The 19,003-nt window shown below is 60.4% G+C and carries 13 protein-coding genes and 2 pseudogenes; 13 read left to right on the forward strand and 2 right to left on the reverse strand.

Features of this window, described 5'->3' with window-relative positions; genetic code table 11:
• Nucleotides 1–45 precede the first annotated feature (45 nt).
• Nucleotides 46–1,246, forward strand: a pseudogene (locus tag DWB84_RS14840) (tyrosine-type recombinase/integrase).
• A gap of 12 nt (nt 1,247–1,258) precedes the next feature.
• On the opposite strand, the gene DWB84_RS14845 reads toward DWB84_RS14840, so the two are convergent.
• Nucleotides 1,259–2,269: a LuxR family transcriptional regulator gene (locus DWB84_RS14845; RefSeq protein WP_187410600.1), complete on the reverse strand. Its 1,011-nt coding sequence runs from the start codon at nt 2,267–2,269 to the stop codon at nt 1,259–1,261.
• A gap of 90 nt (nt 2,270–2,359) precedes the next feature.
• Here DWB84_RS14845 and DWB84_RS14850 point away from each other — a divergent pair, with 90 nt between their 5' ends.
• The 6 genes from DWB84_RS14850 (at nt 2,360) to DWB84_RS14875 (ending at nt 6,089) form a co-directional block, all read left to right on the forward strand.
• Nucleotides 2,360–2,581, forward strand: coding sequence for an AlpA family transcriptional regulator (locus tag DWB84_RS14850; RefSeq protein ID WP_059939464.1), 222 nt, complete (start codon nt 2,360–2,362; stop codon nt 2,579–2,581).
• Between the two features lie 2 nt (nt 2,582–2,583).
• Nucleotides 2,584–3,453 (forward strand): helicase RepA family protein, encoded by an 870-nt coding sequence (locus tag DWB84_RS14855; RefSeq protein ID WP_187410834.1) that lies wholly within the window; start codon nt 2,584–2,586, stop codon nt 3,451–3,453.
• Entirely contained in the window at nt 3,440–4,288 is an 849-nt protein-coding gene (gene repC / locus DWB84_RS14860; protein ID WP_187410601.1) for a replication protein C, IncQ-type, read from the forward strand. Before DWB84_RS14855 ends, repC begins: the two co-directional genes overlap by 14 nt.
• A gap of 642 nt (nt 4,289–4,930) precedes the next feature.
• Entirely contained in the window at nt 4,931–5,305 is a 375-nt protein-coding gene (locus DWB84_RS14865; RefSeq protein WP_187410602.1) for a CopG family transcriptional regulator, read from the forward strand.
• Nucleotides 5,306–5,418: 113 nt separating this feature from the next.
• Nucleotides 5,419–5,673: an Arc family DNA-binding protein gene (locus DWB84_RS19120; protein ID WP_162123419.1), complete on the forward strand. Its 255-nt coding sequence runs from the start codon at nt 5,419–5,421 to the stop codon at nt 5,671–5,673.
• Nucleotides 5,670–6,089, forward strand: a complete 420-nt coding sequence (locus DWB84_RS14875; RefSeq protein WP_072756440.1) for a type II toxin-antitoxin system VapC family toxin — start codon at nt 5,670–5,672, stop codon at nt 6,087–6,089. The genes DWB84_RS19120 and DWB84_RS14875 overlap by 4 nt, the downstream gene beginning before the upstream one ends.
• Nucleotides 6,090–6,234: 145 nt before the next feature.
• On the opposite strand, the pseudogene DWB84_RS14880 reads toward DWB84_RS14875, so the two are convergent.
• Nucleotides 6,235–6,618 (reverse strand): annotated as a pseudogene (locus DWB84_RS14880) (transposase); the annotation flags it as partial.
• 435 nt (nt 6,619–7,053) lie between these two features.
• Here DWB84_RS14880 and DWB84_RS14885 point away from each other — a divergent pair.
• Genes DWB84_RS14885 through DWB84_RS14910 form a run of 6 tightly spaced genes read left to right on the forward strand, consistent with a single transcriptional unit; the run spans nt 7,054 to nt 18,998 of the window.
• Nucleotides 7,054–7,980: a WYL domain-containing protein gene (locus DWB84_RS14885; protein ID WP_187410604.1), complete on the forward strand. Its 927-nt coding sequence runs from the start codon at nt 7,054–7,056 to the stop codon at nt 7,978–7,980.
• Between the two features lie 20 nt (nt 7,981–8,000).
• On the forward strand, nt 8,001–8,801 hold the full coding sequence (locus tag DWB84_RS14890) for a hypothetical protein (protein WP_026638255.1): 801 nt from the start codon (nt 8,001–8,003) through the stop codon (nt 8,799–8,801).
• Nucleotides 8,788–9,339, forward strand: coding sequence for a BREX protein BrxB domain-containing protein (locus DWB84_RS14895; protein WP_187410605.1), 552 nt, complete (start codon nt 8,788–8,790; stop codon nt 9,337–9,339). Before DWB84_RS14890 ends, DWB84_RS14895 begins: the two co-directional genes overlap by 14 nt.
• A gap of 14 nt (nt 9,340–9,353) precedes the next feature.
• A complete protein-coding gene (brxC, locus tag DWB84_RS14900; protein WP_187410606.1) occupies nt 9,354–12,794 on the forward strand; it encodes a BREX system P-loop protein BrxC in 3,441 nt (1,146 codons plus the stop codon).
• 13 nt (nt 12,795–12,807) lie between these two features.
• Nucleotides 12,808–16,173: a DNA methyltransferase gene (locus DWB84_RS14905; protein WP_222868206.1), complete on the forward strand. Its 3,366-nt coding sequence runs from the start codon at nt 12,808–12,810 to the stop codon at nt 16,171–16,173.
• Complete coding sequence (locus tag DWB84_RS14910; protein WP_187410607.1) at nt 16,170–18,998, forward strand: TrlF family AAA-like ATPase; 2,829 nt, start codon at nt 16,170–16,172, stop codon at nt 18,996–18,998. The genes DWB84_RS14905 and DWB84_RS14910 overlap by 4 nt, the downstream gene beginning before the upstream one ends.
• Nucleotides 18,999–19,003 lie beyond the last annotated feature (5 nt).

Here is a 19,003-nt window from a genome sequence, read left to right on the forward strand (position 1 = left end):
AAGCAGGGCGCACGACGCATGGTGTTGCAAGGGAGCGTGTGTGCCATGTTGACCGATACCAAGCTGCGGAACCTCAAACCGACGGGCAAGCTGTACAAGGTGGCGGACAGGGACGGCCTATATGTGGCCGTCACCCCCTCCGGGACCATTTCGTTCCGCTACAACTACGCCCTCAACGGGCGCCAGGAGACCATCACCTTCGGCCGGTACGGGCCCGGGCGGCATCACGCTGGCCGAGGCCCGGGAACGCCTGGCCGAAGCCAAGAAGATGATCGCGGCGGGAAAGTCTCCGGCCCGGGAGAAAGCCAGGGAGAAGGCCCGTGTGCGCGACGCCGAGACGTTCGGTGCCTGGGCGGAAAAGTGGCTTCGCAGCTACCAGATGGCCGAGTCCACCCGCGACATGCGGCGCTCGGTCTATGAGCGGGACCTGAAGGCCAGGTTCGGCAACCTCAAGCTGACCGAGATCACCCACGAAGACCTGCGGGCCCTGACCGACGCCATCGTCGAGCGGGGCGCGCCGGCCACCGCCGTCCATGCGCGCGAGATCGTGTACCAGGTCTACCGGTGGGCCATCGAGCGAGGCCAGAAGGTCGAGAATCCCGCCGAGCTGGTCCGCCCGGCCAGCATCGCGAAGTTTGCGCCGCGCGACCGCGCCCTGACGCCGGAAGAGATCGGCCTCATGTACCAGTACCTGGAGCGCGTCGGCACGTCGCCGTCGATCCGCGCCGCCGTGAAGCTGCTCCTGCTGACGATGGTGCGCAAGAGCGAGCTGACCAACGCCAGGTGGAGCGAGATCAACTTCAGCGAAGCCCTGTGGACCATCCCGAAGGAAAGGATGAAGCGGCGCAACCCGCACCTGGTGTTCCTGTCGCGGCAGGCGATGGACCTGCTGGTCGCGCTGAAAACCTTTGCCGGTGGTTCGGAATACGTCCTGCCGTCACGCTATGACCCCAGCGTGCCGATGAGCAGCGCCACGCTCAACCAGGTGATGAAGCTGACCTATCAACTGGCGCAGAAGGACGGCAAGCCGCTGGGCAAGTTCGGGCCGCACGACCTGCGCCGCACGGCCAGCACCCTGCTGCACGAAGCCGGGTACAACAGCGACTGGATCGAAAAGTGCCTCGCCCACGAACAGCGCGGCGTCAGGGCCATCTACAACAAGGCCGAGTACCGGGAGCAGCGGCGGCAGATGTTGCAGGACTGGGCGGACATGATCGACCAGTGGACGAAGGCACCAAAGCCGTAACCGTGGCGGCGCTCAACGCGGCGCTGCGGGTTTTCGTGCCACGCCTGACAGCAGGAACTCGGTGCTGTATTCGGGAAGGCTGGGAAGTTGCCAGAACACGCTGGGGATACTGGCGCTGGCCTTGGAGACGGCTTGCCGCTGAATGCCAAGGACGCTGGCGGCATCGGATTGGCTCATGCCGTACCGCAGCAGCATGACGATTTGCTTCTTGCGGTCGGTCAGCCGGGCGTCTGTCATCCGCCTGGCGTGATCGCGCAGTTCGGACGTATCGCCATACCGGAGGCGATGCTTGAGCACGTAGTGGTGAAGGTAGCAGTCGACCAGCCAGTCGCCTGACCCGGCGCACGGTTCGCGCCAGTTACCTGCCTGACGGGTGAGGCGCTCCAGCTCCGCGTCGAACTGAGCGGCCGAACGCCTGGCCCTTTGGTGCTCAGGATTCCACCCACCATCCGGCAACTTTGGACGGTGCCGTGAACAGTACAGGCTGCTGAATTGCAGAGTCTCGTCAGGGTCACTTTCCAGGCGGCCGTTGGCGTAGGCCGCCAGTTCCGTTGGGGAGCCGCAGTAGCGGCAGAAGTCCTGGATGCGATCCCTGTCCACCTGCTTTCCATTCGCACGCGAGGTGAGCGGTGGCTTGCGCGCGCACGCTCGCGTGAGTGCGAGAAGGGTTTCCAGTGTGGCCACGAACCGTCGGCCCTGGTCAGTCTTTACGCCGTGGCTCGAAACGAACTGGCGAAGCAACTGGCGCTGAAGGCGTGCAGCGTCGTTCAGACCAACCAGCCGGCAAATGTCGCTGAACGAGAGGCCTGAGCCTGCACCGGGCAGAAAGTGGAGCAGGTCGGGCGGCAGCGTGGCTGCATAGGCTGCTACGGCCGGATCGATGACCTGCTGGATGAGCCGGTCGATGCGCTTGCTGCGCGACGCCATCGAGTACGGCCGCCACACCTCCTGCAACTTGCGGACTGCAGCACCAATGCCTGGATCACAGTTCTCCCAGACAAGGATGATGGGAAAGTGCGGCATGTCAACCAATTCGACAAATCTTTGACTGTATCGATTTTGCACTGCCGGGCACCATCACGCAATGCTTCGCATTGACTTGGAGGTTGCTGCATGGAGCCAAGGCAGAAAGTGTTGATCAACCGGAAGAAGCTCCACTCGATGATCCCACTCAGCGAGCGGACCATCTTCAATATGGAGCAGCGGGGGGAGTTCCCCAGGCGCATCGCGTTGACCCGACGCAACGTTGCGTGGGATCTGGCTGAGGTCGAAGCCTGGATCGAGGCGAGGAAAGCGTCCTGCCAGCAGGCGGACCGTCCTGGAGGCGGGCAGTGACGATGACGGTCAACGTGCAGGCCGCGTTCGAAAACGATCCGCCTGCGCTCGACTTCGTCTGGCCCGGCTTTCTCGCCGGTACGGTCGGGGCGCTGGTGGCTCCCGGTGGCGCGGGCAAGAGCTTCTGGGCGCTGGAGGCGGCAATGGCCGTTGCCGGCGGGGATGCTCCCGGCAGTGATCTGCTCGGGCTTGGGCCGTCACGGGCTGGGCGGGTGGTCTATTTTGCTGGCGAAGATCCGCTGCCGATACTGGAGTACCGCATCCACGCGATTGGCAAGCACCTGCCTTGCCAGGTGCATCCGGTTATTGCCGGCCGCATGACCGTCAAGACGGTTGTAGGGCAGTGCATGAACGTCATGGACGAGCCGACGCTGCGGCAGGTGGTCGGAGAGTGCCTAGGAGCACGCCTCATCGTGCTGGACACGTTGAGCCGCTTCCACAGCCTCGACGAGAACAGCAACGGCGACATGGCGCGGCTGGTCTCCAGGCTGGGGCGCATTGCCGTGGAAACAGGGGCATCCGTGCTGTACCTGCATCACGTCACCAAAGGCAGCACGAAGGAGGGTGGGGCCGATCAGCAGCAGGCCGCCCGTGGGGCGTCGGCTCTTGTCTATGACGCCCGATGGTGCGGCTTCATGGCTCCCATGACCTGCGAGGAGGCTTCACGCCTCAGTGCGGACCCCGAGGGTGCGGTGCCCATCGGGGAAGGCCGCCGCAGGCACTTCGTGCGCTTTGGTGTTTCCAAGCAGAACTACGGGCATATGCCGCCAGACCGCTGGTATTTGCGAGGCGCTGACGGCGTGCTTCTACCGGTAGCTCTGTCTGCTGCTGGATCAAGAGGCCGGAGGAAGGTGCATCGTGAGTACGCATGATTTGACGCACGCGCGGCACGACCCGATCCATTGCCTGGCACCGGGCTTGTTCCGCAGTCTCCAGAAGGGCGAGCGCAAGCGTGCCAAGCTGGATGTCGTCTATGACTTCGGCGACGGCAGGCGGGTGGAGTTCAGCGGTCCCGAACCGCTGGGCGCGGACGACCTGCGCATCTTGCAGGGCCTGGTGGCCATGGCGGGGCCGGCTGGGCTGGTGCTTTCACCCAAGCCGCAAACGGAGGCGGGCCGGCAGCTCCGGCTGTTCCTTGAGCCCAAATGGGATGCGATCCGGCAGGATGCGATGGTTGTCAGGGGAAGCTACAGGGCACTGGCACGTGAAGTCGGCTACGCCAATGTGGATAACGCCAAGCCGATCCGAGACTGCATCGAGCGTCTCTGGAAGGTCTCGGTCATCGTGCAGGATGGGAAGCGGCGCCAAGGCTTCAGGCTTCTTTCGGAGTACGCCAGCGACGAGCACGACGGAAAGCTCTACGTGGCGCTTAACCCCCTTCTGGCCCGTGCCGTGATGGGCGGTCAGCACGTGCGGATCAGTATGGGCGAGGTGCGGGCTCTACGAACCGATGCTGCGCGCCTCCTCCACCAGCGCCTGTGCGCCTGGATTGACCCAGGCAAGTCGGGCCGTGCGGACATCGACACTCTGTGCGGGTACGTTTGGCCCGACGCAGCGGTGAATGCCAACACGGTCAAGACCCGGCGTCAGACAGTCCGCCGTGCCCTGGCTGAGCTGGACGCGCTGGGCTGGAGAGTGGAGAGCTACACCAAGGACAAATGGGAAATCTCCAGGCCCAAGCTTACCGAACCCCGGCTGGGGCGGTGAGCATGCGTGGGGCCCACTTTAACGCCACCCCGATGATGCAAAAAAATTCAATAAATACAATGTGTTATGAGAGGCCTGGAAATGCTTTCCAAGATTATCCAAGAGATAATCCACTAGGCGCGGCCGAGGCCTTGCCTTCCTTCAGGACACCAAAAGATACAAGGGCCGGGAAGGGCACGTGTAATCTGTTAGCACCTCCCCCGAGGGGCGGCTCAACACCCGTGTCGCCGTTGACTGTCCGGCCCTTGGGCGGCGTGGCAGATGCATGTTTTGTCTGTGAATCGAGGGGCCGCTGGAATCTGCCGAACGGCCCCTTTCCTTTTGGTGCCCATCGCGACCGCGCGCAGGCCATGTTGCGCGAATATGTGCGATTCAATGCGACGAAGCGCGAACGTACGCGACGAAACGCGATGATGCGCGAAGACGTGCGATTGATCGTAGATTCGCGCGCCGATCGCGAAAGATCGCATAAGTTCGCAGTGAGTTTTGACGGCAAGATATGTGTTGTGGGCCTACGCGCAAGTGCGAAGTCCTCCAACACTCCCCCTTGCTCGCCATTGGCTCGACGGCATCTTGCTCTGGGAGGCTTACGGTCGCTGCCGCGACAGATGCCCTTACTCGCACCAACGGGAGGAACCTGCGATGCTCGGCGATAGCGCGAACGACCTGTTTGAGCTGCCCCGGCGCAGCCTGCCGCCGATCAAGGTCTGGGTCACACTCGAGGAACGGGCCGAGATCGAAATCCGCGCGGCACAGACCGGGCTTTCGGTTTCGGCCTACATGAGGGCGGCGGGGTTGAACCACCCGGTCCGCTCCGTCCTTGACCTGAAGGTGGTGGCTGACCTGGTAAGGATCAACGGCGACCTGGGACGGGTTGCCGGACTGCTGAAGCTTTGGCTCGCCGAGAAGCGAGGGCAGGGCGCACGCCCGGTGGACGTGGAGGCGTTGATGCGTCGCTTCCAGGCTTTGCAGACAGAGCTGCACCAGATCATCGGGCGCGCAGTTCGGGGCGCTTGACAGGGAGGCCCCGGAGCCGACCGGCAGATAGCCCGGGACAGAGATGGTTTGAAGCAATGCTGTCGTTATGATAAATTTGCTGTCATTGAAGGCATAGTGCGAGGTACTGCGTCATGGCTGTCCTGACGATCAGAAATGTGCCTGAAGACGTGCACCGGGCCTTGCGGGTGCGGGCCGCGCAGCATGGCCGCAGCACGGAGGCCGAGGTGCGCGAGATCCTGGCGGCGGCGGTCAAGCCCGAAAGCCGCGTGCGCATGGGCGATGCCCTGGCTGCCATCGGGCGGAAGATTGGCTTGACCGACGAAGACTTTGCCGATCTTGAGAGTGTCCGCGACAGGACGCCCGCCGAGCCGCCGAGGTTCGAATGATCGTCCTCGATACCAACGTCGTATCCGAGGCGATGAAGCCGGCGCCCAACGCAGTGGTCGTGGCGTGGCTGAATGACCAGGCGGCGGAGACTCTATACATCACCAGCGTCACGCTGGCTGAGCTGCTGTTCGGCATCCAGGCACTGCCGCAGGGCAGGCGCAGGGACCTGTTGGATGGCGCGCTCAACGCGCTGCTGGAGCTGTTCAGGGATCGCGTGCTGTCCTTCGACACGGAGGCAGCGCGGTGCTACGCAGAGCTGGCCGTGGCGGCCAGGAATGGAGGGCGTGGCTTCCCGACGCCGGATGGCTACATCGCCGCCATCGCTGCATCGCGGGGCTTCATCGTGGCGTCACGCGATACCGCGCCCTTCGAGGCGGCTGGGGTGGCGGTCATCAATCCGTGGGACGGATCGTAAGCCGAAATGCCTGCGACGCTGGATATCAGGCCAGGCCCTGCCAAGGGAACGAATGTGATTCACGCTGGATGTAACCAGGCGGCGTCGTTGCGGCAGCTTGGTTCGATAACTGACAAGAAGCTGGACAGGAACGTAAGCTTCCCCGTCAAGCAGGCATTTCAAAAGTAGAACTTCCGGCGACGTGTTGGCGGTACTCGGCCGGGGTCAGATTGCCGAGCGAATCGTGGGGACGCTCCTCGTTGTACTCGAGCATCCACCAGTACGCGGCCTCGCGCACGTCGTCGAGGCGGGTGAACAGGTGCTGGTCCAGGACCTCCTCGCGGAAGGTCCGATTGAAGCGTTCGATGTAGGCGTTCTGGTTGGGCTTGCCGGGCTGGATGTACCGGATGGCCATGCCGTTGAGCTTGGCCCACTGCATGAAGGCCTCGCCCAGGAACTCCGGGCCGTTGTCGGTACGCAGGACCTGCGGCAGGCCGTGGTCGCGCTTGAGCTGCTCGAAGATGCGGACCAGGCGAGTGGACGAGATCGAGCCACCAGTGGTCACTGGCCACTGACATGACATCGCGGGCATCGTCGGGCGCCAATAGCTCGGCAAGCCGATCCATTGCGGGTTCGACCTGCTGCCATTCGGCCTCCCCATCCCGGCTACGCTGCTGCAGACCGTGCAGCATCACGGCCAGCGGCAGGTCCCCGTTATCGAGCAGGGCCGACTTCAGATCGGCTGCTGGAACGGGGTACGCGATGTCCGGCAACCCGTACTGCGCCAGCGTCTCTGGCTTGAGGTGAAGCTCTGCGAAATCTTGCATGGCGCCCGTACCGATCCTTTTATCGCTGCGCCGCTTGTGGTTATCACAATACGATGCACACACAAATCAAAATAGAGTCATGGACAGATTCTAGGGCAGACCATACACTTCCCGCAACAAACCGTACCAGCATTTGCTAACCGCACGAACCAGCCAGGATGTCGAACCAACAGCTTGCCGATCTCACCCAACCACAACGCGACCGGCTCGCCTTCGTGGAGTTACGCGTGCGCTTCATCGGGGAAATACGCCGCCAGGACCTGGTCGCGCGGTTTGGCATCCAGTCCGCCGCCGCCTCCCGGGATCTGGCGCTGTACAAGGAGCTGGCCCCGGGCAATATCGACTACGACACCCGGGGCAAGTCCTACGTCCTGGGGCCGGACTTCCGGCCCATCTTCGACTTTCCGCCGGAGCGGGTGCTGTCCTGGCTGACCCGGGGCTTTGGTGATGGCGAGCCGATGCAGTTCAAGGCCCCATTCACGAATGCGGTGCTGGCCAGCGAGTACCCCTCACGGCTCACGCAGCCGGATCTGGATGTGCTGGCGAGCGTGACCCGGGCGATCCACCTTGGGTGTCCCCTCGCCATCGAGTACCACTCCATCACCAGTGGCCGCACCGCGCGGGAGATCGTCCCGTTCGCGCTGATCGACAACGGCCTGCGCTGGCACGTCCGCGCCTTCGACCGGCAGACCCAAGAGTTCCGGGATTTCGTCATCACCCGGATCAAGCGCCCCGTGGTGCTCAAGGGCCAGCCCGTGGCGCCCCATGAGATGAGCGACCAGGACATCCAGTGGACCCGCATCGTCGAGCTGGAACTGGTGCCGCACCCGGACCAGCCCCGGCCGGAAATCACCGAGATGGATTACGGCATGCAGGACGGCGTGCTGCGAATCAAGCTGCGCGCCGCCACCGCCGGCTACACCCTGCGCAAGTGGAGCGTGGACTGCTCGCCGGACCACAGCCTGCGCGGGCACGAGTACCGGCTGTGGCTGAGGGACCACCTGACGCTGTATGGGGTCAAGAACGCGGTGTTGGCGCCGGGTTATCGTTCGCCTGAACAACATATCGAAGCAGATGCCGACTGAATAACAGGACTGACCTAAACGTGGCCGTAGAGAACATACACAACAAAAAGCTGGAACGACTCGGGTTCAGTTATGAGCGCGGCGGCGTCCATACCGCCCGGACGATGATGCTCGCCGAGCTGCGCGCACTACTGTCCTTTGTGGACGCGGCCGACGCGGCCAAGGCCGACTACCTGGAAGCCATCCAGACTGCCAATTGTTTGGGGAAGCGCTCGGGCAAGACGCGAACACTGACCTTCCGACATTTAGTCGACCTCTATGCCCTCGATCCACGCTTGCTGGTGTTCCGTGCCCTGCGTTTCTTCTGGAAACGCGATGTGGATGGACAGCCGTTATTGGCAGCGCTCTGCGCCTATTCGCGTGACCCACTGCTTCGGGCCACGGCGCCCTTTGTCTTGGGCTTCCAAGAAGGCGCCACCGTCACCCGTGAGGCGATAGAAGAGTTCATTGACGCACAGGAGCCGGGACGCTTCAGTAAGGCGACGCTCAAGTCCACTGCACAGAACATCAATTCATCCTGGACCCAGGCAGGTCACCTGGTCGGCCGTGTCCGCAAGGTGCGGACTTGCGCTGTGGCGACTCCAGGATCGGTGTCGTTTGCGCTGCTTCTGGGTTATGTCAGTGGTCTTCGTGGCGAGTCGCTACTCAAGAGCGATTTCACCCGCATGCTCGACTGCCCCTTCGAAAAGACGATTGAGCTGGCCGAGGACGCCTCGCGTCGGGGCTGGATCTCGCTCAAGCGCGTCGGCCAAGTGGTTGAGGTGCTTTTCCCTAATTTGATCACCGCGCAGGAAATGGAGTGGCTCCGTGAGCAGAATTAAGCGATTGATTCAGTCCTACAGCAAGTATGTCGCTGTCCCATGGCGCGATGATGCCGCCGCCGCCCAGCGTGTCATTTTCTGCGTCTACCACGAGACGGAAGAATTGCGCCTGCGGGCCAAAGTCGACGAGTTTGAGATCGCCACTCGGGCGGCAGGCCACGACTGGGCATTGTTCGACTTGACCAATTCGTTCCCGAATTGGTTGGCGTCCCAGCGCTACGCCAAGAGCTACTTCCAAAAGCCTAATCTGCTGTCCACGCTGCTGCCCAAGTACCTGAGCTACATCGAAGTCGAGTTCGAGGCCTTTCTGAAAGACAAGAACGTCGGTGATGAGTTTGTCGTGGCGCTCCAAGGAGTGGGCACTCTGTTCGGATTCCTGAAGGTCAAGGAGGTGGTGGACAAGCTCGCACCCAAGGTGAAAGGCCGCCTGCTGGTCTTTTTCCCAGGCAGCTACGAAAACAACAACTACCGCTTGCTGGACGGGTACGACGGCTGGAATTACCTCGCCGTGCCAATCACCGCAGACAAAGAATTTTGATTAAGGGGAAGCACATGCTCAATCGCGACATCTACCAAAAGGACCCGTCGACCCGGAAGCTGGTCAACGAGGGGGTGGCCAGTGTCAACGACGAAAAAACCAACCAGGCATTGTCTGTCCTGCGGTATGAGCTCGAAACATTCGTCTGCGATGGCCAGTACGAAAAAGGCCTTGAGCACATCCTCGACGTCTACCTGAAGAACATCGAACAGGCTGAACAGCCCGCCGTTTGGGTCAGCGGATTCTATGGCTCGGGTAAATCGCACCTGGTCAAGATGTTGCGCGCACTTTGGGTGGATACCCCATTTGACGACGGCGCTACCGCGCGGGGCATTGCAAACCTCCCACAAGGGGTGAGTGACTTGCTAAAGGAACTCAGCACCCAGGCCAAGCGCCATGGTGGCTTGCACGCCGCGTCCGGCACGCTGGGCTCCAGTTCGCGCGACAAGTCCGTGCGCATGGCCTTGCTCGGCATCATCTTCAAGTCGGTTGGCCTGCCGGAGCAGTACCCGGTAGCGCGCTTTGTCATGTGGCTCCAGCAAGAAGGTATCTACGACGCCGTGCGAGATCACGTTGAAAAGAGCGGTTTCGACTGGAACGAAGAGCTCGACAACTTCTACGTGGCTGAGGGCCTGCACGAAGCCCTGGTCAAAGCAAAGCCCAACCTGTTCACATCGCCAGCGTCCTGCGTCGAGACCCTGAACAACCTGTACCCCTATGTGCAGGATGTCTCCAGCAGCGACATGATCAAGGCCATTCGGCAGGCGCTGACCCGTGACGGCAAGTTCCCCTTGACCCTGGTGGTGCTGGACGAGGTGCAGCAGTACATCGGCGAGGACAGCCAGCGCTCTATTGACGTGCAGGAAGTGGTTGAAGCCTGCTGCAAGAACATCGGCGCCAAGATACTGTTCATCGGTACCGGCCAGACGGCTGTCACTGGCACCTCCAACCTCAAAAAGCTCGAAGGCCGCTTCACTGTGCGTGTGGAGTTGTCCGACGCTGACGTCGATGCCGTGATCCGTCAGGTCATCCTGGCCAAAAAGCCCGAGGCAAAGGTGCCGGTTGAGCAGGTGATGCAGACCAACTTGGGCGAAATCTCCCGCCACCTGGCCGGTACCACCATTGGCCACCGTGCCGACGATATCCAGTTCTTCGCGCAGGACTACCCGATCCTGCCGGTGCGCCGTCGCTTCTGGGAGAACACCCTGCGTGTGCTGGACCAGACGGGCACCGACAGCCAGCTGCGCAACCAGCTCTCCATGATTCACAGGGTCATCCAAACCAATGTGGACGCGCCAGTCGGCAGTGTGGTGCCTGCGGACTACCTGTACTTTGACGCAGCGGACAAGCTGCTGCAGTCGCGCATCCTGCCACGCAAGGTGCATGAGAAGACCATGGTCTGGGCCAAAGGCTCAGATGACCAGCGCCTGATGGCACGGTCTTGCGGCCTGGTGTTTCTCATCAACAAGTTGGCCAGCAGCAATCACGAAATCGGCATTCGCGCCACTGCCGACACCCTGGCTGACTTGTTGGTGGAAGACCTCACCCAAGGCTCCAGCGCGCTGCGCAGCAAGCTCCCGAGCGTGCTGGACAAGTGCGAGCTGCTGATGAAGGTGGGTGACGAATACCGCATCCAGACCGAAGAAAGCGCTGCCTGGAACGACGAGTTTCTCAGCCAGCGCAACAGCCTGGCCAACGAAGCCCACCGCGTGGAGGCGGAGCGCGACGACCGCATCCGCAAGAAGTTCGGCGAGATGGTGCGCAAACTGTCGCTGACCCAAGGCGCATCCAAGGTCACACGCGACATTTTTCCGGTGTTCGATGCTCAGCTACCGGCTGACGCCAACGAGAAGGTCTGCGTCTGGGTGCGTGACGGCTGGAGCATCGACGAAAACTCGGTGCGTGCCGACGCTCGCCAGGCAGGCAACCAGTCGCCCACCGTGTTCGTCTTCATCCCCAAGCGCTCTGCCGACGATCTGCGGCACTACCTGATCGACTTCAAAGCGGCCAGCGCCACGCTGGACAAGCGCGGTGTGCCCAACACCGCCGAGGGCATGGAGGCCCGCTCGGCGATGGAGACCACCAAGCAAACCGCTGAAGGCAAGATTCGCGAATTGCTGCAAGAAGCCTTCTCTGGCGCCCGTGTCTTCCAAGGTGGTGGCAATGAGATCCTGGGCACTGACCTGCAGGAGATGACGCTGGAAGCCGCCACCAATGCGCTGCAACGTCTGTACCCGCAATTCCATATTGCCGACCATGCTGGCTGGGAAAACGTTCTGAAGAAGGCCCAAAAAGGTGCGCCAGACGCGCTCAAGAGTGTGGGCGACGATGGTGAGCCCGCCAAGAACCCCGTGTGCAAAGCCATCCTCGCTTTCATCGCTGGCGGCAAGAAAGGCATCGACATCCGCAAGCACTTCGAAGGCGCTCCCTACGGCTGGCCAGGTGATGCGGTGGACGGTGGCCTGCAGGTGCTGCTGGTGGCCGGGCTGATCCGCGCCCAGGATGAAAAAGGCCAGATCATTGACCCGAAAGACCTGGAACGCAAGGCCATCGGCAAGGCCATGTTCAAAGTCGAATCTGCCACCGTCTCGGCGGCACAGCGCATCCAGATTCGCAAGGTACTGCAGAAAGTCGGCCTCACCGCGAAGCAAGGCGAAGAGCTGGCCTACGTGCCGCAGTTCCTGGTCAACGCGCAAGAGCTGGCCAACCGCGCCGGCGGGGAGCCACCTCGCCCAGTGCAGCCAGATACGAAGGGGCTGGAGGAAATCCGCCTCACCGCAGGCAACGAACAGTTGTTGGCGCTGTACAACCAGCGCGATGAGCTCAGCGCTGCCATCGACACCTGGAAGGACTTGGCTGAACGCATAGAGAAGCGCCTGCCGGCGTGGAACACCCTCAAGCGTCTGCTGGCCCACGCCAATAGCCTACCGGGAGCCGAGGTCTTGGTGGCACAGGTCACGCACCTGGAGCAGCAACGCCAGCTATTGGAAGAGCCTGATCCCATTACGCCGCTAGTGGCCAGTCTCACTCAGTTGCTGCGCGACGAACTGAATCGCCTGCATACCGACTACCAGGCCCGCCACAAGAACGGTATGGCGCGCCTGGACGCGGACACCAACTGGCAGCAGCTGGAGCCTGAGCAGCGCAACAGCCTTTTGGCTGCCCAGAAGCTCACCCTTACTGACGCACCCAAGGTGCAAGTGGCCAACACCGACGAGGTGCTGGCCACGGTGGATCGACTGTCCCTCTCTTCGTTCGCCGACCGTGTGGCCGCCATCGACTCGCGCTTCGACGCCGTGCTGGTGGCTGCTGCCGAACTGATGGAGCCCAAGGCGCAGTTCGTCAAACTGCCGAGCCGCACCATCAAGTCGGAGGCTGAGATCGAGGCCTGGTTGAACGATACCCGACAAGCCATAGCGCAGGCCCTGAAAAACGGCCCGGTTGTTCTTCATTGAGGTCTGAATACGCATGATGCAAGCACTGGATAAAGATCTGCGCAGCGCGCTGGAGAAAACGGTTAGAGCAGCCCGCAAGGTTGCTGAAACTGCTGCGCGCGCGGCGATAGACCAATTGGGCGTTGGCCACGACAAGCCGGAAGCGTTTCTGAGCGATGCCGAGAAGGCGCTGCGCAATCGTCTGCGCATCCACGGCAAGCAGCTTGGCGACGCTCGCGACTCCAAGAGCACCAACCCGACTTACGGCAAGCAAGAGGTACAGCGCCTGGTGCAAGAGGTGGCCTATCAGCACTGGCACCGCATGCTGTTCGCACGCTTTCTGGCGGACAACAATCTGCTGATGTATGACGGCGTGGCCGTCACCCTCGAAGAGTGTGAGGAACTGGCACAGGACGAAGGTGCCAAGAACGGCTGGGAGCTGGCCGGCAGGCTGGCCGCCCGCATGCTGCCACAGGTGTTCAAGCCCGGTTCGCCGGTGTTCGAACTGACCTTTGCGCCCGAACACCAGAGCGAACTGGAGCGCTTGCTGAAGGATCTGCCCGATGCCGTGTTCAAGGCCAGCGACAGTCTCGGCTGGGTGTATCAGTTCTGGCAGGCTGACAACAAGGAGCGCATCAACAAGTCGGAAGTGAAGATTGGCGCCGACGAGTTGCCCGCCGTTACCCAGCTCTTCACCGAGCCCTACATGGTGGCCTTCTTGCTGCACAACTCGCTCGGCGCCTGGTGGGCCACGCGGCATCCGGGCAAACCATGTCCAGTAGACCTCGACTACTTCCGCACCCTGGAAGACGGTACCCCGGCGGCCGGCAGATTCGAGGGTTGGCCCGATTCACTGGCCGACTTCAAGCTGCTCGATCCCTGTTGTGGCTCGGGGCATTTCCTGGTGGCTGCTTTCCTGATGCTGGTGCCGATGCGCATGGCCGCGGAGGGGCTTAGTGCCAGAGATGCGGTCAATCGCGTGCTGGCCGAAAATATCCATGGTCTTGAGATCGACCCACGCTGTGTGGAAATTGCAGTGTTCGCGGTGGCGCTGGAAGCCTGGCGCTATCCGGATGAATCCGGCAAGCCGCTCGGTGTGCGGGAGATCCCGGCGCCCAACATTGCGTGCTGCGGCCTGAAAGTGGCGGCCAAGGCCGAGGACTGGGAGGCACTGGTTCCAGCTGACGCGACGAATGCCGCGCATTTGAGAGAGGGTTTGAGGCGCTTGCATGAACTATTTGCCCAGGCCCCTTTGCTTGGCAGCCTGCTATCCCCTGGCAAAAGCAAAGGCGATCTGTTCGGCGCCGATTACCGTGAATTGGGCGAGCTGCTGCGCGATGCGTTAGCGCGTGAGGGCACGGGTAAGCGCAAGGAGGGTGAAGAAAGCTGGGATTTGGCGCTTAGCGCCCTGGGGCTGCTCGACGCGGCTCGTTTGCTCGATGGCCGCTACCAGCTTGTGATCACCAATGTGCCGTATCTTGCCCGAGGTAAGCAGAGCGAAGTGCTCAAGGCTTACTGCGAGAGTCACTATCCTGAGGCAAAGAACGACCTGGCCAATGTGTTTCTTGAGCGCTGTCTGGAACTGGCCTGTTCGCCCGAAGGCGACCAGGGCGCCGGCGTGGTGCAAATCGTCATGCCGCAAAACTGGTTATTTCTCGGCAGCTACAAGAAGCAGCGCCAATCACTGCTCCAATGCGTGCAGTGGAATCTGCTGGCGAGATTGGGCGAAGGTGGTTTTGAGAGCGCGCAAGCAGCGGGAGCTTTCATTATCCTGCTCACGCTGACCCATGTACCCTTGACGGAGGGCGGTCAGCTACGCGGCATAGATGCCAGCGGGTCCAAGATGGCGCATGAGAAAGCAGCACGACTACGGAATGGCGAGTTGTTGGCTGTAAGCCAGTCGGCGCAATTAAGAAATCCGGATTCACGAGTTGTGCTTGGTGTCCTTGAAGAAGGTGAGCTACTAACAAAGTTCGCTTCAAGCCACCATGGGCTGACTACTGGCGATACGCCAAGAATGCAAATTGCCTTTTGGGAGCTACCTCGGGTGAAAGACGGCTGGATACCTTTTCAGGGTACGTGTGACAGCACTAAGCACTTTGGAGGTAAGGAAAATCTCCTGCGCTGGAATGGTGGCTCGGGGGCGATTGATGAGCTAGAGGGTGCCCGTAAAGATGGCACTGCAGCGTGGGGGAAACGTGGAGTTGTAATTCGACAGATGCGGCACCTTCCCGCTTCGCTGTATCAAGGGGATGCGTTCGACATAAATACAGCAGTGCTGGTACCTAAGAATTCTGAGCATTTGGCTGCTATTTGGTGCTTCTGTAGTTCGGATGATTACAACAACGCTGTTCGTGCCGTTGACCAAAAGGTAATCGTCACTAGCGCAACGTTGACAAAGGTGCCCTTTGATTTGCACCGTTGGCAGGTGGTGGCAGCTGAGAGCTATCCAAATGGCCTGCCTAAGCCCTACTCGGACGACCCAACTCAGTGGATTTTTCACGGCCACCCGCAGCCGGCAACCTCTCCGCTGCAGGTGGCCGTCGCCCGCTTGGTCGGTTACACCTGGCCAGCTGAATCCGACGACAAGATGGAATTGTCGGATGAGGCGCGTCAATGGATCGCCCGCAGCAAGGCGCTCACGAGTCATGCCGACAAAGACGGCATCGTCTGCATTCCGCCCGTAGGCCGCGAGGCATCAGCGAGTGATCGGCTACTGAATTTGCTGGCAGATGCCTATGGCGAAGACTGGAGTAATGATGTCCTGGCGCAACTGCTGACGGCAGCCGACCATGCCGGCAAGTCGCTGGAAAGCTGGCTGCGCGACAAATTCTTCACACAACACTGCGCGCTCTTCGGTAGTCGTCCATTTGTCTGGCACATCTGGGATGGCCTGCGCGATGGCTTTGCCGCCTTGGTCAACTATCACAAGCTCGATTACAAAACGCTGGAAGCGCTGATCTACACCTACCTGGGGGACTGGATCAGCCGTCAGAAGCGTGACGCCGACAACGGCGTGGATGGCGCGCAGGAAAAACTCGCCGCTGCTGAAGGTTTGAAAAAGCGCCTGGAGCTAATCCTTGTTGGCGAGGCCCCCTACGACATCTTCGTGCGTTGGAAGCCCATCGAGGAACAGCCCATCGGCTGGAACCCCGATCTCAACGACGGTGTGCGCCTCAACATCCGCCCCTTCCTCTCTGTCCCTGATGTCGGAAAGAAAGGGGCCGGCGTATTGCGCGACAAACCCAAGATCAAATGGGATAAAGACCGCGGCAGCGATGTACCCTCCGCGCCCTGGTATGAGCTTGGCCTGCAGTACGGCGGCAAGGCGGGCGACCGAATCAATGATCACCATTTGACCTTGGCCGAGAAGCGTACCGCAAGGGAGGCTACCAAATGATGTCCTCATACAAAGGAATGCGCTGGTTGAAATGCGACCTGCAGATGCAGACACCTGCGGACGCGCGGCATTGGGCCGGAGACCGCCTCGAAGCCGGACAGGAGGCTGCCGCAGCGAAGGCATTTGCGGAAGCCTGTTATCAGCAGCGTCTGGATGTGGTGGGCATTACCGACCACAACTTTCTCAGCAAGGATTTCATTCCACACCTACAGGCTGCGTTCGCTGAGATTGAGCGAGAGTTCAGCCACAAGATCACCTTGTTTCCAGGGTTTGAACTTGAAGCAGATGTCGGTAAAGGAATGCATGTTCTTTGTCTTTTTGAGCCTGGAACAAGCACCGACGACATAGACCACATTTTAACGGAATGCGGAGTTGGTAGACCTCGAATACAAAGTGAGCGGCTAGCTAAGTCAACAAAACGCCTGCCCGACATTTTAAGCGTTGTACAGAAACCCAATCCGGACGGCACATGGCGAGGAATCGTTATTGTCCCTCACGTTTTCGAAGACAGCCTTTTCGATAACGATCGGATTAGTGAATGGCTCCAGCAGGAGGAATACCGAAACCCTGATCTTTTAGCCGTTGAGGTTCCCAAGCCCGTAAGTCGAATGAGCGATGCATTCCAGAAGCTGTTTCGCTCTGGTGACGATTGCTATGAAGACTGGAAGCGCATTCGCCCCATTGCGACGATCATGTCCTCGGACAACAAGAAGCTGGTTGATCTCGATGAGCATCAAAAGCCGAAACCTAACAGCATTGGTTACCGGTACTCATGGTTGAAAATGTCGGAGCCCTCCATAGAGTCGCTCCGCCAGGCATTCCTCGACCACGAATCCCGCATCATTCTGCCGGAAGATGTAACGACTGATACGCATCCCGCGCAGCGTGTTCGTCAGGCAACCATCAAATCAATCTCTATCAAGAATGTGGCGTTCCTGGCTGACCAGGTGGTGCATTTTTCCCCCAATTTGAACTGCGTCATCGGAGGGCGTGGCAGCGGGAAATCCACTCTGCTTGAATACCTGAGAATCATCCTCGGCAAGGATAAGACGAAGGATCTTGATGACGGGACAAAAGAGCGGATCAACCGGGTACGCGAGACGCTGAACCTACCCGGCGCAGAAGTTGAAGTGTGCTGGGTCAGCGCGGATGGCGTCGAGGATCGGATCGTTTGGCAAAACGGCAACCCCACAGTGCAGGGACGCGACCTGGCGGATCCTGAAACCTTTTTCAATAGCTTGCCTATTCGCTTTTACAGCCAGCAGCAGCTCAATCGCCTGACCGAATCGAAAGCCGATGAAGGAAGCGTTCGTCAGGCTCAGCGGTTACTGGAGTTGGTTGACGGATTCGCCAAAAACGAACTGGATGAGCTGGCAGGCCGGGAGCACAAGCTCAAGCTGCAAATCCAGGACGCATTTTCCAATCTACGCAAGGCCAAGACGCTCGAAAAGGATTACCAGCGGCTCCAGCAAGAGCAGCAAGAACTGGACCGGCAATGGAAGGCACGAAGCGAGATTCAAGAGGATGCCCGCCGACACCAACTCCTCAAGGCCGAGGCACGCTACCTCGAAGGGCTTTTAGGAACACCAGGCAAGCAGTTCACCGACGTTGCCTCCCTGGCAGAGACAATCGCCGCATCGCACGTAGCATTTCACGTCACAGATTCAACTCACGCGACTTGGTTTAGGCAATTCGACGATAAGGTAAAGGCCGCCAAGGATGCGTTGGCCCGAACTATTCGGGATGCCGTCGAGCAATTCGAAGCCGCTGTCGAGGATCTTAAAGCCAGCGATCCGATGTGGAAGGCGATACGGGAGGAACTGGATCAGGCCGACGCCAAGTTCAGTGAAGCCTGTGCGGCTAAAGGTCTGACACCAGATGATGTTGGACATCTTCAGGAAATCAATCAAGCGCGCGCCAAGAAACAACGGGAGATTGATGAAATCGGTGCTGAAATCCAGCGGCTCAAAGACGCTGCGGGAGACACCGATAGGCTCATGCAGCAGTTGCACCAAATCTGGAGAGAACAATTTCAGAAGCGCGTTGAAGCCGCTGAACGAGCCAATGAACTCGCTGTGCTGAGGGAGGGGGCACAGCGTTTTATCGAAGTCACTGCAAAGTACCAGCAAGATCATACAAGTTTCCGGGAGCTCTGGGAGAGCTTTGCGCCCTCTGATAGGCGGACGCGGCTGGGCAAAAACTGGGAAAGCTGTGGGGAGATACTCTACACGCTGTTTACCGGGCAGGAAGATGCTGAGTCGCCTTGGCGAGTTCTGGAGGAGCGTTTGTCCGCGGAGCAAGGTTCAGCGGGTCCTGATTTTGGAGCAAGCAGCCAAGAGCTATTCCAGCACATCCAAAACAATCTCGAACGTTGGGAAAATCTGCGCTGCTCTCGGGTGCAAGACACCGTTGATATGAAACTGTTTCGAGCGGACGGATCGACAGCAGGCAGCATCGCCGAAGGCTCCCTCTCTGACGGTCAGCGGAACACAGCAGCCCTGGCGCTGTTACTGGCGCAGGAAGGCGGGCCGTTGGTCATCGATCAACCTGAGGACGAATTGGACTCCAATTTCCTGTATCGGGAGCTGATTCCGATGCTGCGCAAAGTGAAATCGAAGCGTCAACTCATCATTGCTACGCACAATGCCAACTTGCCGGTAAACGGTGACGCCGAGCTGGTCTATGCCTTCGAAGCCCGAGACGGAAAAGGTGAAGCGCGTGCTTGCGGTGGACTTGACCAGGCGTCTGTCACCAAGGCTGTTCTCGACATCATGGAAGGGACGGAAGAAGCATTCCGCCGTAGACGTGAGAAATACCATTTTTGAGGCGT

The organism is Saccharophagus sp. K07, from assembly GCF_014336955.1.
Taxonomy (GTDB): Bacteria; Pseudomonadota; Gammaproteobacteria; order Pseudomonadales; family Cellvibrionaceae; genus UBA5868.

Bases quoted from the DNA above. Each gene is read 5' to 3' on its own strand.
- DWB84_RS14845 (WP_187410600.1), bottom strand. From the start codon at position 2,269: ATGCCGCACTTTCCCATCATCCTTGTCTGGGAGAACTGTGATCCAGGC.
- DWB84_RS14850 (WP_059939464.1), top strand. From the start codon at position 2,360: ATGGAGCCAAGGCAGAAAGTGTTGATCAACCGGAAGAAGCTCCACTCG.
- DWB84_RS14855 (WP_187410834.1), top strand. From the start codon at position 2,584: ATGACGGTCAACGTGCAGGCCGCGTTCGAAAACGATCCGCCTGCGCTC.
- DWB84_RS14865 (WP_187410602.1), top strand. From the start codon at position 4,931: ATGCTCGGCGATAGCGCGAACGACCTGTTTGAGCTGCCCCGGCGCAGC.
- DWB84_RS19120 (WP_162123419.1), top strand. From the start codon at position 5,419: ATGGCTGTCCTGACGATCAGAAATGTGCCTGAAGACGTGCACCGGGCC.
- DWB84_RS14875 (WP_072756440.1), top strand. From the start codon at position 5,670: ATGATCGTCCTCGATACCAACGTCGTATCCGAGGCGATGAAGCCGGCG.
- DWB84_RS14885 (WP_187410604.1), top strand. From the start codon at position 7,054: ATGTCGAACCAACAGCTTGCCGATCTCACCCAACCACAACGCGACCGG.
- brxC (WP_187410606.1), top strand. From the start codon at position 9,354: ATGCTCAATCGCGACATCTACCAAAAGGACCCGTCGACCCGGAAGCTG.
- DWB84_RS14905 (WP_222868206.1), top strand. From the start codon at position 12,808: ATGATGCAAGCACTGGATAAAGATCTGCGCAGCGCGCTGGAGAAAACG.
- DWB84_RS14910 (WP_187410607.1), top strand. From the start codon at position 16,170: ATGATGTCCTCATACAAAGGAATGCGCTGGTTGAAATGCGACCTGCAG.